This window comes from Streptomyces sp. 2131.1 (assembly GCF_900105515.1).
Classification (GTDB): Bacteria; Actinomycetota; Actinomycetes; order Streptomycetales; family Streptomycetaceae; genus Streptomyces; species Streptomyces drozdowiczii.
This window is the reverse complement of the sequence record NZ_FNSY01000001.1, coordinates 538,929-553,966: the sequence shown is the minus strand read 5'-3', so window position 1 is coordinate 553,966 and position 15,038 is coordinate 538,929. Positions and strand designations below refer to the sequence as shown.

Annotated in this window: 11 protein-coding genes; 3 read left to right on the top strand and 8 right to left on the bottom strand. The window is 71.9% G+C overall.

Annotated elements, in window-relative coordinates:
* Positions 1–36 precede the first annotated feature (36 nt).
* The 5 genes from BLW14_RS02725 to BLW14_RS02705 all read right to left on the bottom strand — a co-directional run bounded on the left by BLW14_RS02725 (position 37) and on the right by BLW14_RS02705 (position 5,614).
* Complete coding sequence (locus tag BLW14_RS02725; protein ID WP_256332657.1) at positions 37–783, bottom strand: hypothetical protein; 747 nt, start codon at positions 781–783, stop codon at positions 37–39.
* A gap of 216 nt (positions 784–999) precedes the next feature.
* Complete coding sequence (locus tag BLW14_RS02720; RefSeq protein WP_093703919.1) at positions 1,000–2,358, bottom strand: GH1 family beta-glucosidase; 1,359 nt, start codon at positions 2,356–2,358, stop codon at positions 1,000–1,002.
* A gap of 20 nt (positions 2,359–2,378) precedes the next feature.
* On the bottom strand, positions 2,379–3,218 hold the full coding sequence (locus BLW14_RS02715) for a carbohydrate ABC transporter permease (RefSeq protein WP_093703917.1): 840 nt from the start codon (positions 3,216–3,218) through the stop codon (positions 2,379–2,381).
* 61 nt (positions 3,219–3,279) lie between these two features.
* A complete protein-coding gene (locus BLW14_RS02710) occupies positions 3,280–4,290 on the bottom strand; it encodes a carbohydrate ABC transporter permease (protein ID WP_093703915.1) in 1,011 nt (336 codons plus the stop codon).
* A gap of 10 nt (positions 4,291–4,300) precedes the next feature.
* Positions 4,301–5,614, bottom strand: coding sequence for an ABC transporter substrate-binding protein (locus tag BLW14_RS02705; protein ID WP_093703913.1), 1,314 nt, complete (start codon positions 5,612–5,614; stop codon positions 4,301–4,303).
* Between the two features lie 145 nt (positions 5,615–5,759).
* Here BLW14_RS02705 and BLW14_RS02700 point away from each other — a divergent pair, with 145 nt between their 5' ends.
* Positions 5,760–7,118, top strand: a complete 1,359-nt coding sequence (locus tag BLW14_RS02700; protein WP_177153885.1) for an ROK family transcriptional regulator — start codon at positions 5,760–5,762, stop codon at positions 7,116–7,118.
* 52 nt (positions 7,119–7,170) lie between these two features.
* Here the strand turns inward: BLW14_RS02700 and BLW14_RS02695 are convergent, their stop codons facing one another.
* A complete protein-coding gene (locus BLW14_RS02695) occupies positions 7,171–8,268 on the bottom strand; it encodes a LacI family DNA-binding transcriptional regulator (protein ID WP_093703911.1) in 1,098 nt (365 codons plus the stop codon).
* Positions 8,269–8,276: 8 nt separating this feature from the next.
* Positions 8,277–10,820 (bottom strand): glycoside hydrolase family 3 C-terminal domain-containing protein, encoded by a 2,544-nt coding sequence (locus BLW14_RS02690; RefSeq protein ID WP_093703909.1) that lies wholly within the window; start codon positions 10,818–10,820, stop codon positions 8,277–8,279.
* A 415-nt stretch (positions 10,821–11,235) separates the two neighbouring features.
* On the opposite strand from BLW14_RS02690, the gene BLW14_RS02680 reads away from it, so the two are divergent.
* Both BLW14_RS02680 and BLW14_RS02675 read left to right on the top strand, forming a co-directional pair.
* The gene (locus BLW14_RS02680; RefSeq protein WP_256332656.1) at positions 11,236–12,195 is read left to right on the top strand and encodes a hypothetical protein; all 960 of its coding nucleotides are present in this window, start codon (positions 11,236–11,238) and stop codon (positions 12,193–12,195) included.
* Positions 12,196–12,316: 121 nt separating this feature from the next.
* Positions 12,317–13,657: a transglycosylase family protein gene (locus tag BLW14_RS02675; RefSeq protein WP_093703907.1), complete on the top strand. Its 1,341-nt coding sequence runs from the start codon at positions 12,317–12,319 to the stop codon at positions 13,655–13,657.
* On the opposite strand, the gene BLW14_RS02670 is transcribed toward BLW14_RS02675, so the two are convergent.
* Positions 13,627–14,817 carry a DMT family transporter gene (locus BLW14_RS02670; protein WP_093703905.1) on the bottom strand — a complete coding sequence of 397 codons (1,191 nt, stop codon included), beginning with the start codon at positions 14,815–14,817 and terminating at the stop codon, positions 13,627–13,629. The two genes, BLW14_RS02675 and BLW14_RS02670, sit on opposite strands and share 31 nt — an antisense overlap.
* Between the last annotated feature and the right edge of the window lie 221 nt (positions 14,818–15,038).

Genomic DNA, 15,038 nt, shown 5'->3' with positions numbered 1-15,038 from the left:
CCGCCGGACAGGCCCGGGCGCGCTCCACCGGTGCCTTCAGCCGAGCTTTCGCAGTACTCCGGTGACCGATGCCCGGTACGTGCGCAGCGCCTCCAGGCCGGCGGTGTAGCGGGCCCGGTGCCGTTCGATGTCGATGGCTTCTTCCCGCGCCCGTGTGGTGTGCCAGATCTGGGCCGTGTGGTGGCGGCGCTTGCAGGTGACGTCCGCGACGGCCGTGTCACGCTCCCGCTGGGTGTGCCTCGTGTTGCCGTCGTTGCCCCGCTGCCAGGCGGCGTCCGTGTACGCCGCCACCGGGTCGGAATAGCGCGTGAACCCCCGGTCGACCAGGCAGTCGGACCACTCGTTCCAGGACGCGCGGAGGTCCGGGTCGCGCTTCACCACCTCGGCGATCCTGATCGCCCGGGTGCCCGCGTAGAGCCAGTCCCGCTTCACATCGATGCCACGCATCAGCTGCTGGTCGGCCTGGGGCCGGCAGGTGAGGTAGTCCGGGTACTCGGCGTCGGTCATCCGGCGGCCCGTCGGCCGGTGCGCCCGCGATTTCGCCGGGTCCCAGCCGTACCCCCAACGGCGGGCGGCAGCGAGGTCCAGGGTGCCGTAGTCGGTGGATGCCACCGTGACGGAGATGGCGTCGACGGGGCTGCGAGGGTCGAGCGGGAAGTCCGCATGGCCGCGCTCCCTCATGCACTGGCGTACCAGCAACGCCGTCGCCTGCTGCGACCGTTGATAGTCCTGGGCGGTGTACGTGTAGCGGTCGGCCGGCGTGGGGCCGAGGTCGGACGGCATACGGACGACGTCAGGATTTCCCGGACCGGAAGCACACATCGCCGCCAGTACTGCCACACAACCCAGCCGCCATCCCCGCCTCTTCATGCGACGGGATGCTAACGAACGTCCTGTGGCCGCCGGTTGCCGCCCCGGCAATGGCGTGCCGCGACGCGGAACCCCCGGCGGCGGCGGTGGTCCGTCGCGGCCGGGGGCTGCCTGGGTGCGCGGCCGGGGTCAGGCGGCCTTGCGGGAGCGGGGTGTCGTCGCTTCGCGGATCAGCTCGGCGTAGCGGCGGCCGCTGGTCTTGACGGTGCGGCGCTGGGTCGCGTAGTCGACGTGGACCAGGCCGAACCGCTTGTCGTAGCCGTACGCCCACTCGAAGTTGTCGAGGAGCGACCAGGCGAAGTAGCCGGCCAGCGGGGCACCCTTGCGGACGGCGCGGGCACACGCCGCGAGGTGTTCCTCCAGGTACTGGGTCCGCTCGGGGTCGTGCACGGAACCGTCGGGGAGGACGACGTCCTGATAGGCAGAGCCGTTCTCGGTGACGTAGACGCGGTCGACGCCGTACTCCTCCGTCAGGCGCAGGAGCAGCTGCTCCAGGCCCTGCGCGTGCACCTCCCAGTCCATGTGGGTGTGGCGGGAGCCGGGCAGGTAGACCTGCTTGGCGTGCGGGACCGGGCCGGACGGGTCGGCTGTGACCACCTGGCGGAAGTAGTAGTTGACGCCCAGCCAGTCCAGCGGCGCGGAGATCAGCTCCATGTCACCTTCCCGGACCGGGAGTTCGACTCCGTACAGGTCCACCATGTCCTGCGGGTAGCCGCGCCCGAGGATCGGGTCGAGCCACCAGCGGTTGGTGTGGCCGTCGCCGCGCACCGCCGCCGCCCTGTCGGCCTCGCGGTCCGTGGCGGCCTCCACCGGGCTGAGGTTGTTGACGATGCCGACCCGGGCGTCGGGGGAGATGCTCCGGATGGCCTGCACCGCGAGGCCGTGGCCCAGGTGCAGGTGGCAGGAGGCCCGGACGGCGGCGGTCAGGTCGGTGAGACCCGGCGCCATCGTGCCCTCCAGGTGGCCGATCCACGCCGAGCACAGGGGCTCGTTGAGGGTCGCCCAGTCCTTGACCCGGTCCCCGAGCCGTTCCACGACGACCGAGGTGTACGCGGCGAAGTGCTCCGCGGTCTCCCGTACGGTCCAGCCGCCCCGGTCCTGGAGCGCCTGCGGGAGGTCCCAGTGGTAGAGCGTGGCGAACGGGGTGATCCCGGCCTCCAGGAGCCCGTCCACCAGCCGGTCGTAGAAGTCGAGGCCGGCCGCGTTGACCGGTCCGTCGCCGCCGGGCACGATCCGCGGCCAGGCCAGCGAGAAGCGGTACGCGTTCGCCCCGACCTCCTTGATCAGGCCGATGTCCTCCGGCACCCGGTGGTAGTGGTCGCATGCCACGTCACCGGTGTCGCCGCCGGCCACCTTGCCCGGGGTGTGCGAGAAGGTGTCCCAGATGGAGGGGGCGCGGCCGTCCTCGGCCACGGCTCCCTCGATCTGGTACGCGGCGGTGGCGACGCCCCAGGTGAAGCCGGCCGGCAGGGCGCTGAGGTCGTTCACGGACTTCCTTTCCGGGGCGGTCACTTGACGGCCCCCGCGGTGAGGCCGGCCACCAGGTAGCGCTGGAGGAGCAGGAAGCCGGCGACGATCGGCACGCTGACGACGAGCGAGGCGGCCATGACCTGGTTCCAGTACACGTCGTTCTGGGTGGCGTAGCCCTGGAGGCCGACGGCCAGGGTGCGGGTGGTGTCGTTGGTCATCACGGAGGCGAAGAGGACCTCGCCCCACGCCGTCATGAACGCGTACACCGCGACGGCGACGATGCCCGGCACCGCGGCCGGCACCACGACCTTGAACAGGGCGCGGATGGGCCCGCAGCCGTCGACGAGCGCGGCCTCGTCCAGATCCCGGGGGATCGAGTCGAAGTAGCCGATGAGCATCCAGATGGAGAACGGCAGCGAGAACGTCAGATACGTGAGGATCAGACCGCCGCGCGAGCCGTACAGGGCGACGCCCGTGCTGTTGCCGATGTTCACGAAGATGAGGAACAGCGGCAGCAGGAAGAGGATGCCCGGGAACATCTGGGTGGAGAGCACGGTGACGGTGAAGACCCGCTTGCCGCGGAACTTGTAGCGGCTCACCGCGTACGCCGAGAACACCGCGATGATCACCGAGAGAACCGTCGCCGCGCCCGCCACGATCAGCGAGTTGACGAAGTACCGGGCGAGCGGGACGGTGTCCCAGATGTCGAAGTAGGGCTGCACGGTCAGCCCCGACGGGATCCAGTGGAACTTCCCCGACACGTCCTGGAGCGGCTTGAGCGAGCTGCTGACCATCACGTAGACGGGCAGCAGGGCGAAGGCGGCCAGGAAGGTCAGGATGGCACGGCGGGCCCACAGGAAGGACTGCGGCGCGGCCATCGGCGAGCGGGTCCGCTTCCGCGCTCCCGTCTTCGCCGGCAGTACGGACGGCTGGGCATGGCTAGGCATCGGCACCCTTCCTTCCGCGTGAGGTGATGAGCAGGTAGACGGCCGTCACGACAAGCAGGAACAGAAGCAGGAGCACGGACATCGCGGAGCCGGTGCCGAAGTTCCAGGTGACGAACGAGGACTGGTAGATGTGGATCGAGATGAGATCCGCGTTCTCCGGGGCGGCCTTCCCGAAGAGCACGTACGGGGTGTTGAAGTCGTTGAACGTCCACAGGAACAGGACGAGCACCAGGACCTGGTTGACCGGGCGCAGCGACGGCAGCGTGATCTTGCGGATCTGCTGCCAGATGCCGGCGCCGTCGATGGAGGCGGCCTCGTACAGTTCGCGCGGGATGTTCTGGAGCCCGGCCATCACGATGAGGAAGGCGAAGGGCCAGCCCTTCCAGACCGAGACGATGATCAGGGCGTAGATGCTGTTGTCGCCGATCAGCCAGAACGACGGCTGGTCGGTGAGCCCGATCTGGTCGTGGAGCACGTGGTTGACCAGGCCGTTGTCGCGCTGGAACATGAACGCCCAGGTGATGACGGCCGCGTAGACCGGCAGGGCGTACGGGACGAGGAAGACCGCCCGCAGGAAGCCCCTGCCGCGGAAGTTCTCCTGCAGCATGATCGCCGCCGCGACCCCGAACAGCCACGCCAGGCCGACGGCGAAGAACGTGAAGACGCAGGTGACGAAGAACGAGTGGAGCAGCGCCTCGCCGATCGGGGCGTTGACGTCGACGGCGATCTTGTAGTTGTCGAAGCCACTCCAGGGCGCCCCGCCCCAGTTGTTGATGTAGAACTGCGTGAACTGGCGGAAGCTCATCACGATTCCGATGACCATCGGAATCACGTGGACGAGGAGTTCGAGCAGGACGGCCGGCAGGAGCAGGAGATAGGGCAGTCCGCCCTGGCGGATCCGGTCGGGGATGCGCGGCAGCTTCCTGCGCGCACCCCCGTTGCCCCGGCTCGTCACCCTGTCCGACTTTTCCGTCAGGCTGTCGGTGGTCACGGTGGCGGTCATGAAGGCTGCCTTACTGCTGCATCGTCTGCTGGGCCTTTTCCAGGCGCGCCTTGACGGATTCGGTTGTCACGGGGCGTCCGGCGGCCGCGTCGGCCCACAGTTCCTTGACCGCGGTGCCGACGGCGGTCTCGAACTGCGACTCGTTGGGGACCTGCGGCAGCGGTGCCGCGCTCTTGGCCAGCGTGTCGCGCAGGACCGCGAGGTCGGGAGCCGAGAACGCCTCGTCCGCCTGGGCGGTCCTGACCGGCGGGATCGACCCGTAGGTCTTGTTGAGGAGCTTCTGCTCGGCGTCGCTCGTCATGAACTTCACGAACTTCTTGGCGCCGTCGATGTTCTTGGTGTTCTTGAACACGGCCATGTTGATGCCGGCGACCATCGAGTTGACGTTCTTGCCCTGGCCGGGCGTCCCCGAGGCGACCGGGACGGGGGCCGCGCCCCAGTCCTCGGGCTTCATGCCCTGGGAGGCGAACGTGGAGGCGGCGGCCTGCCACAGCACCATCGCGGTCTTGCCCTTGGCGAAGTCCGTGAGGGACTGGTTCTGGGCGTACTCCGCGTTGCCCGGGGCGATGATCTTGTCCTTGGCCATGAAGTCGATGTACTGCTTCACGGCCGCCACCGCGCCGTCCGAGGTGAACGTCGGCTTGCCGTCGGCGTCGAAGAAGTCGGCGCCGTGCTGCTGGCCCAGGACGAAGGTCTGGTGGATGTTGTTGGAGAGGTTGGAGCCCTCGGCGCCCAGCCCCCACTTGCCGTCCTTGGAGAGCTTCTTGCCGTCCGCGACCAGCTCGTCCCAGGTGGTCGGGGGCTTCTCGATGCCGGCGTCGGCGAAGCTCTTCTTGTTGTAGTAGAGGGCGTACGCGAGTGAGTACAGCGGCACCGCGGCGGGGTCCTTGCCCTCCGCGCCGGCCGAGGCGACCGCCGAGTCGACGAAGCGGTCACGCCCGCCGATCGCGTCGAAGTTCTCCTTGTTCCAGGGGAGCAGTGCACCGGTCGCCTGGAGCGAGGCCGACCAGGTGTTGCCGATGTTCAGGACGTCCGGGCCCTGACCGGACGTGGTGGCGGCGAGGATCCGGTTGAGCAGGTCGGCCCAGGGCACGACCTCCAGCTTGACCTTGATGCCGGTCTGCTTCTCGAACTTCTTCAGCTCGGGAGTGAGGATCTTCTTGTCCGCCTCGATGCTCGCGCCCTGGTTGGAGGCCCAGTACGTGAGGGTCTTCGGCGAATCGTTGCTGCCGCTGCCCGAGGACGATCCGCCTCCACAGCCGGTGACACCGGCGGCTATGGAGATCGCGAGGGTGACGGCTGCCGCGGCTCTGATGTTGCGCATGCGGGATGGCCCCTTTCCGGGGAGGAAGGCCGTGTTCGGGAACCGAGCGACCTTCAGGGCTTAATTTATGACGTGATTTAAGAGGTGAGAGAAGGTCGCGTCAAGTCCCGGGGTCGCGGTATGTTTCCGTCAGGGAAGGAGCCACATGGCTGAGCGCAACAGACGGACCGTGCGTGACCTGCGACGGGGCAACCGGGCGCGGGTGTTGCAACGGTTGTATTTCGACGGCCCGCTGAGCCGCCAGGAGCTCGGCCCCGCCACCGGGCTGAGTTCGGGTTCCATCAGCAACGTCGTCGCGGAACTCGTTGCGGAGAACCTCCTGGAGGAGGCCGGAGTCGTCGACTCCGACGGCGGCCGCCCCCGTACCCTGCTGCGCGTCGCCCCCGGCGGCGGCCTCCTCATCGGCATCGACATCGGCGAGACCCGCATACGGGTGGAGCTCTTCGACCTCTCCCTCACCGAACTCGCTCGCACCGAGAGGCTGCTCGCCCAGCACGGCTACGACGTCGACCGCATCGTCGGCCATGTCCGCAGCGGCGTCGCCGACGTACTGCGCGACGCCGGAGCGGACCCGCGCCGCCTCCTCGGCATCGGCATCGGCGTGCCCGGCATCATCGAGCGCCACGCGCCGGACGGCGTCATCGGCGACGTGGGCTCAGTCGTCCACGGCCAGACCATCGACTGGAGCGCCGTCCCGTTCGAGAGGCTGCTCCGGGACGCCGTACGGGTGCCGCCCGAGGTCCCCTTCTTCATCGACAACGGCGCCAAGACACTCGGCCAGGCCGAGATGTGGTTCGGCGGCGGGCGGGGCGCGGGAGCCTCCGCCATCGCCCTCATCGGTTCCGGCGTCGGCGCCTGCGTGAACCACGGCGACCTCCTCGACGAGGACCGCAGCAGCCAGGCCCTGGAGTGGGGCCACAGCACCGTGCAGCTGCGCGGCCGGCGCTGCCGCTGCGGGTCGATCGGCTGCCTGGAGGCGTACGCGGGAGCCGAGGCGATGCGCGAGCGCTGGCAGGAGGCGGGCGGCCCGCTCCCCGCCGACGCCGACGACGAGACCGCGCTCGCCGCGCTGCTGGCGGCCGCCTACCCGGCGGACGGCGGCGAGCCCGACCCGGTGGCCGTCGCGCTGCTCGACGAGACGGCCGAGTGCCTGGGCGCCGCGCTGGGCGACCTGATCAACCTCTTCCTGCCCGAGCGCATCCTGCTCGGCGGCTGGGCGGGCCTGCTGATCGGCCCGCATCTGCTGCCCGACATCCGGCGGTACGCGCAGGAGTACGCGCTGAAGCACGCGGCGGCCCGGACCACCATCGAGATGGGCCGCCTGGGCCCCGACGCGGTCACCGTCGGCGCGGCGACCCTGCCCCTGGCCGACTTCCTGGCCCGCGGCGGCAGCCGCCCGTCACCGGCACCCCGGCCCGGCTCCACGGCCCCGGCGCCCCGGACCCCTGCGGCGGCGGTGCGCGGACGGGAGCGGCCCCGGACGGAGGCGGACGCGACGGGGTGAGGCGGTGGGCCCGTGGCCTCACGGCACGGTCCTGAGGCGCGGTCCCGAGCCCCTACGCCGAGTCCCGCACCACCAGCGAAGGCTCGAAGATCACGGACGTCGCCGCGCCCTCGGGCCTGGCCAGCCGCTCGATCAGGAGGCGGGCCATCTCGGCGGCCATCGCCTCCACCGGCTGGCGGACCGTGGTCAGCGGCGGACGGCAGGCCAGGGCCGCGCTGCTGTCGTCGAAGCCGATCACCGCGACGTCCTCCGGCACCCGCTTGCCCCGGTCCCGCAGCACATGGCAGGCGCCCGTGGCCATCAGGTCGTTGGCCGCGAACACCCCGTCCAGATCGGGGTGTTCGGCGAGCAGCCGTTCCATCGCGGTCTCCCCGCTCTCCTGGGTGAACCGCCCCTCGGCGATCGCGATGTACGGATGCCCCTCGCGCGCCATCGTGTCCCGGAAGCCGGCCAGCCGCTCCTGCACCGCGGGCACGTCGAGCGGTCCGGTGATGGTCGCGATACGGCGGCAGCCCCGGGCCAGCAGATGCTCGGCGGCCAGCCGCGCCCCGTCCTGGTGGGCGACGTCGACATAGCTGATCCGGGCCGCGCGGGCGGGCCGCGCGTAGAGCACGGCGGGCAGCCCGGCGTCCGTCAGCATGCCCGGCAGCGGGTCCTCCGCGTGCGTCGAGACGACCAGCGCGCCGTCCGCGCTGCCCTGGCGCAGGAACGCCACCACGTCCTCGCGCGCCCGTGACGTCTCGGCGAACATCAGGACCGGGTGCATCCCGCGCGGGCGCAAATAGTTGACCACCCCGGTCACCACCCGGCCGAAGAACGGGTCGGCGAAGACCTGCCCGGTGAAGGAGGCTCCCTCGCCTCCGTCCGCGTCCTCCGGGGGTGCGTCCTCCTGCGGCTCCGTCTCCGGCTCCACGCCCGCGCCGGACACCACCAGCGCGATGGCGTCGGTGCGCCGGGTCACCAGCGAGCGGGCCGCGCGGTTGGGTGCGTAACCGGTGGAGGCGACCGCCCGGCGGACGGCCTCCTGGATCACCGGGTCGACATTACGTACGCCGTTGATCACCCGGGAGACGGTGGCGCGGGAGACGCCGGCCGCCCTCGCCACGTCCTCAAGAGTGGGTGTACCGGCCGGTCGCAGATCATCCGTCATGAGCGCATTTATAGCATCAGCGGAGAGCGCTCTCCATCGTGCTCCGAACCGTTACGGGATCCTTTCCCGGCCGAGTCCGCGCCCGGCCGCGCCACGATCCCCGCGGTGAGCGGCAGATCGCCCGCCGAACGGCCCCCGAGCAGCGTGAACGCACCCGCCTCCGTCTCCCATCCGTGCCGTCCGGGCGACCAGTGGGCCAGTGCCCGCCCGTCCACCCGGACCACCGCGACCGTGCTCTCCGCGGGCTCCGCCTCGACCGCCGCGTACCCGATGAGCCTGCGCACCGGCCGCTCGACGGCGGAACCGCTCCGCGCCAGGTAGACCTGCACCACCTCCCGCCCGCGCCGCCGCCCGCTGTTGCGCACCCGGACCCGCACGTCGAAGGGCTCCCCGGGCCGCACCGACTCCGGGGCGGTCAGCTCCTCGTACTCCCAGCCCGTGTAACCGAGACCGTGGCCGAACCAGTACGCCGGAGCGGCCCCGGTCCGCAGCCACGCCCGGTACCCGATGTGCGCGCCCTCCGCGTAGTGCAGCTGTCCGTCGGCGCCGGGGGCGGTCCCGAGCACCGGCACGTCGTCCTGGGCGGCGGCCCAGGTGGTCGGCAGCCGGCCACCGGGCTCGGCCCGCCCGAACAGCACGTCGGCCAGCCCGTCCCCGGCCTCCTGGCCCGGGAACCAGGCGAGCAGCAGCGCGGGCACCCGCTCGTGCCAGGGCAGGGCGACCGGGCCGCCCGCGTTGACCAGGACCACGGTGCGCGGGTTGGCCCTCGCCACCGCCCGGACCAGAGCGTCCTGGCCCTCCGGCAGGTCCAGGCTCTCGCGGTCGTGCCCCTCCGACTCGCTCTGCTCCGTCGTGCCCACGAGCACCACCGCGACGTCGGCCGCCCGGGCGGCGGCCACCGCTTCGGTGAGCGCGGCGTGCGCGTCACCGGCGGGCGGGGCCGCGGCGAGGACCGTCGCGACCCCTGATCCCGGGGCGAGCGAGCGCCGGGCGACGACCTCCACCTCCCGGTCCGCGGTCATCTCCGCGCGGGCGGTGTACAGCGGCGGGACGACGTGCACCCGGGTCGGGTCGTCGCTGTCCAGCGGGAACGTGCCGGACAGCACCTCGTGCCCGTCGACGGAGAGCGAGATGTCGCCCCAGCCGCCGACCGCCCAGGTCCACATGCCGCTCTCGGCGGGCCGGTACAGCGCCCGGATCTCGATCAGCGCCGCGTCCCCGGCCGGTACCGAGGGCTCCACGATCCGGCCGGAAAGCCGGTGCTCCGCGTGGAGTTCGGCCCCGTGCGCGTCGAGCAGCCGCACCAGCACCCCGGGTTCACCGTCGCGCGGATCGCGGGCCCGGTCGCGGCCGAGGGGCTCGGGCCGGCCGGACGTGGGGAGCCCCGGGCGGTACGTCACCGCCGCCACCCCGTCGAGCGCCTGCTCGATCCCGGCCAGCGGGGTCACCACGTGCTCGGGAAACACCTCGGCGCTGCCGCCGCCCTGGATGCGTACCGCCGTGGCGTGCGGACCGATGACGGCGACGGACTTCAGCGCGGCGGGGTCCAGCGGCAGCAGCCCGCCCTCGTTGCGGAGGAGCACCGCCCCGGCGGAGACGGCGCGGCGCAGCAGGGCGCGGGCGGTGGCGGGGGCCACTGCGGGCCGGTGCGCGGGGCGGTCGTCGGACCGGTGCGCCGGAGCGTCCGACCCGAGCGCGCCCACTCGGCGGGCCAGCCGCAGCAGCCTGCGTACCTTGTCGTCCACTGCCTCGGCGGGGATCAGCCCCTGTTCGAGCGCCGCGAGCAGGCCGGCCGCCCATGGCCCGCCCGGACCGGGCATCGCGAGGTCCTGGCCGGAACGGGCCGGCTCCAGCAGGGTTCGCACGCCTCCCCAGTCGGAGACCACGAGGCCGTCGAAGCCCCAGCCGTCCTTGAGGGGGTGAGCGAGCAGCGGGGACGCGGACATGGTCACGCCGCCGACCTTGTTGTACGCGGACATGACCGCCCACACCCCGGCCGCGACGACTTCCTCGAACGGGGCGAGATACACCTCGCGCAGCGTGCGTTCATCCACACGGACGTCGACGGTCAGCCGGTCCGTCTCGGCGTCGTTGCCCACGAAATGCTTCGCGGTGGCCGCCACTCCGCCCGACTGGATGCCCCGGACGAGCGCGGCGCCCGTGCGGCCGGTGAGCAGCGGGTCCTCGGAGAAGCACTCGAAGTGCCGGCCTCCCAGCGGTGAACGGTGCAGGTTCAGGGTGGGGGCCAGAAGCACGTCGACGCCCTTGCGTCTCGCCTCGGAGGCGAGCAGCGCGCCGAGGTCCGTCAGCAGCCGCTCGTCCCAGGATGCGGCGAGCGCGGTGGGGGAGGGGAGGACGAGAGAGGTCTCCCGTTCGTCCCAGGTCTCGCCGCGTACACCGGCCGGACCGTCGGAGAGGGTGAGCGGCAGCAGCCCGACAGCAGGTTCGCCGTACGTGCGCCAGGTGGTGGCACCGGTGAGCAACCGGACCTTCTGGGCCGCGTCGAGCTTGTCGAGCAGCGGTTCGGTCTCTTCGTCCGTCATGGCGGCCATGCTCCTTCGCGCACCGCGCTCCCACGAATATCGGAGAGCGCTCTCCCGGCTGTCGCGCCCAGCGTCCCCGGTCGTCGCCGACCGTGTCAATGCCGGGCCGGGGCAGGCCCGTTCGCGTACGTGTCGCCAGGGCGTGTCCGCAAAGTCCCGTCTGGCCCGCGACGCCTGGCACGCACTCTCGCCGCACCGGCCGAGATCCCGAGTACGTCCAGTACGAGGGATCGCGGCCGGCACGCCGAGAAGTGGGGTCTCCCCTGTTCGAGCGAAGCCGAGAACTCGGGGATGCACCAGACGCCGCGGGCCACGCCCTTCGGGCGTACGACGGGACTTTACGGAGACGCCCTGGGCCCTGATCCGCCGGACAGGCCCTACGGGCGGGCCTAGGATGTCTGCGGTCCTTGTCCTGGGGGGAAGCATGAGATCCATACGCGTCACGGGCGCCCTCGCCCTCCTCGCCCTCGTGGCGGCGTGCGGCGGCAACGCCCCCGCTCCGGCGCCGAGCCCCTCGGCGTCACCGCCCGTGTCGGTCTCCCTGGAGGACATCGGCACGCCCGGGGACACCCGGCTCGGCCTCGCCCTGCACCTTCACAACGAGGCGCGCACCCGCCCCGGAATCGTCGTACGGGTGCACATCGGCAAGACCCGCGGCGGTGACCCCCGGCCGGAGCTTGAGGAACGGACCGACGCGGGATGGAAGGACATCGCGCTCACCGGCGACAAGGACGGCTGGACCGGTACGTTCCGCATGACCCTGCCGAAGGGCGGTCTGCTCGGCTTCCTGGACGTCACCCCGCACGCCGGCCCCCGGGTCGATGGGGACGAACTCCCGGTGGACGTCACCCTGGCCGACGGGGCGCGCACGCTCGCCCGCGGCCACGGGTCCGTGCGGCCGGCTGCCCTGTCGCTCGACCGAGCCGTGGTGGACGAGCCCGCCGCACTGGGCCGGGGGCGCTGGACCGAGGTCACGTACACCGTCGTCAACCACTCGCACAGCGTCTACCCGCGGGCCCAGGTGCAGGGCGAGTTCGGCGCCTGTGAGGCGGGACCGGACAACCCGGTCGAGGGAGTCATCTGCTCCGGCTCGCGGCGCCATGCCGTGACCACGTGGCTCAGCACCCAGTGGTACGACGGCGGTCGCTGGACGGACGTGTCCGCGCCGGACGACGGCACCCTGCTCGCCGAGACGCTGACCATGCCGCTGGGCGAACTGCCCGCGGACTCACGGCGGAAGGTCCGGAACAGGTTCGCCGGGATCGGTGAACTCGACGGCGGAGAGCACCTGTTGACGCTCACGGCCCGCGTCAACGGCAAGGCCCTCGGCGCGTCCGAACGCTCGCTGGGCATCGCGGAGCCGCTCACCTTCGCCCTCCGATGAGGCCGCGATGGCCACTTCCGGCTCCGCTGGCCGAAACGTACCGTGGTCTTGTCATCACCCGCTGTTTGCACATAAGTTGACCGCTTGCGACATGTCCTACAGCCAGCGGGGGAGCCAAGTCATGGCCGCGAACGGACGGCACCGCAGATACCAGCCGAGCCGCATCAACCGGGCTTCGCTCACGGTCACGGCAGGAGGCGCCGGCCTCGCGCTCCCGCTCCTCACGGCGGCGTCGGCGGGTGCCGCTTCGGCCGACGTGTGGGAGAAGGTCGCCGCTTGCGAGTCCACCGGCAACTGGCACATCAACAGCGGCAACGGCTACTTCGGCGGCCTCCAGTTCACCCGCTCGACCTGGGCGGCGTACGGGGGTACGGACTACGCACCGCGCGCCGACCTGGCCACCAGGGACCAGCAGATCGCCATCGCGGAGAAGGTCCTGGACGGCCAGGGCCCCGGCGCCTGGCCGGTCTGCTCAGGAAAGGCGGGCCTGACCCAGGGCGGGGCCACTCCCGACATCAGCACGCAGAGCGAGCGCTCGGTCCGGGTGGCGACCCCGAAGAAGCCGGACACCGCCCCCTTACCCACCCGGGCCCCGCAGACCAAGCGGACCGCGCCCGCGGTCACCCCGACGACGGTGCCAGGCAAGCGGGAGTCGTACACCGTAACGCCCGGTGACTCGCTCTCCGGCATCGCGGCCGACCAGCACCTCCAGGGCGGCTGGCAGCGGCTGTACGCGGCGAACCGCACGGTCGTCGGCGGCGACCCGGACCTGATCTTCCCCGGCCAGCGACTGACCCTGACCGGAACCCCGGCAAAGGGCGAGCCCGCACCGCGAACGGCGCCGAAGAACGAGCCGAAGGCCGCGACGAAGACGGCCCCGAAGACCGCGACCGGAGCGACCCCGAAGGCCACGCCGAAGACGGCCCCGAAGACGGCCGCCGAGAAGCAGCGGAAGCAGCAGACGAAGCCGCAGGCGCACCCGCAGCCGAAGAAGACGCAGCCACACAGGACCGAAGCCCGCAAGGCCGAACCCCACAAGACCCAGCACACGCAGAAGCACAGCTCGCTCACCGCCCCCGTCGCGGCCCGCACCGGCACGCCGTACCACCAGGCCGGTTCGTGGTCCAGCGGCTACCACACGGGCGTCGACTTCCCGGTCCCCACGGGCACGTCCGTGAAGGCGATGGCGGCGGGCACCGTCGTGTCGGCGGGCTGGGCGGGACCGTACGGCTACCAGGTCGTCATCCGGCACAGCGACGGCAAGTACAGCCAGTACGCGCACCTGTCCTCGCTGCTCGTGCGCGGCGGGCAGCACGTCGGCGGCGGCCAGCGGATCGCCCGCTCGGGAGCCACCGGCAACGTCACCGGTCCGCACCTGCACTTCGAGGTCCGCACCGGCCCGGAGTACGGCTCCGACATCGACCCGTTGGCCTATCTGAGGGCGGGCGGCGTCAGCGTCTGAACGCCCCCGGCGTCACCGGTCTCCCCGGCGGCCTTGCGCCCGGCGGCCGGAGGCGGGCCGAACTCCACGCGGCCGGCCAGCCCTTCCAGGGGCATCCGCACGGGCAGCGCCGGGGGAGGGGTCCGCCGGCCCGCGGGCCCGGGAGCGACGGCCGGTACCGGCTCCACCGGGAGGGGCGGAACGCCCGTCGGGGCCGACGCCCCGGCGGGCCTGGCGAAATCCGCGTTTCCCGCTCCCGCCGCGTCCCCCTCCGCGAAGTCCCCGCCCTCCTCGTCCACGGCCGCCCCCGCGCTCCCGTCCGGAACGGGCGCCGCCTCAAGCCGCTCCGCGCTCATCCGCTCCGTGGTCAGCATGATCAGCCCGCCGGCCGCGACCGCCCCGCACAGCAGGGCGAGCGTCGTGCCCGCGGCCCCGTGCCGGAACTGCTCGCCGAACAGCGTGATGCCGACCGCCGCGGCCACCACCGGGTTCACGACGGTCACCGTGGCCAGCGGAGCCGTCAGCCCGGCGCCCCGGTAGGCCGCCTGGGACAGCAGCAGGCCCGAGCCCGCCAGTGCCGCGATCACCAGCAGGGGCATCAGCCCGGACTTCACGGCGCCCGCCGTCCACTCCATGGCCACGGTCTTCGTGTACACCGACGCGATCCCGAACGCGACGCCCGCCGCTCCGGCCAGCACCACGCTCCGCATCACGGGCCGGCGCATAGCCCGGGAGAGCAGGACCAGCGCGGCCACCGCGCCGAACGTCACCATCGCCAGCATCAACTGCTGCGGAGCGCCCAGGCTGTGCGCGTCGGAGCTGCCCGTCAGCGCGAGCAGCCCGGCGAGACCCACCGTCGCCATGACCGCGCCCCGCCAGGCGGTCGCCCCGGCCCTGCGCCGTACGAACAACGCGGCCATCGGCAGCGCGAAGACGATCGTGAGCGCCCCCAGCGGCTGTACGAGGCTCAGCGGGCCGTACGCGAGCGCCACGACGTGCAGGACGGCGCCCAGGCCGTTCAGCGTGACCGCCGCCCACCAGACCCGGTTGCGCAGCGGTGCGAGCGAGCGGCCGTCCGAGGCCGTGGCCACGCGCTCCTGGACGATCGCCCCGGCCGCGTAGGCGACCGCGGAGACCAGTGACAGCAGCACGGACAGCGCAAGGGAACTCATGTACACCACGATCCCCTTTTCCAGCCGCCGCGTCGTCGTCCCTGAGGCGGCGATCCGGCGTACTGCTTTGGTAGTACGGGAGTGGTTCTGGTGTCCTCCTCCTGACGGTAGTCCTCCCGGTGCCCGACGTCAGAAGGATCATGCGGGGCGGCCGCCTTCACCGGACCGACACGCAAGGCGCCTGTCCGACCCCTTGACGCGGATCACGGCCGACTCCAAGAATGATCGCG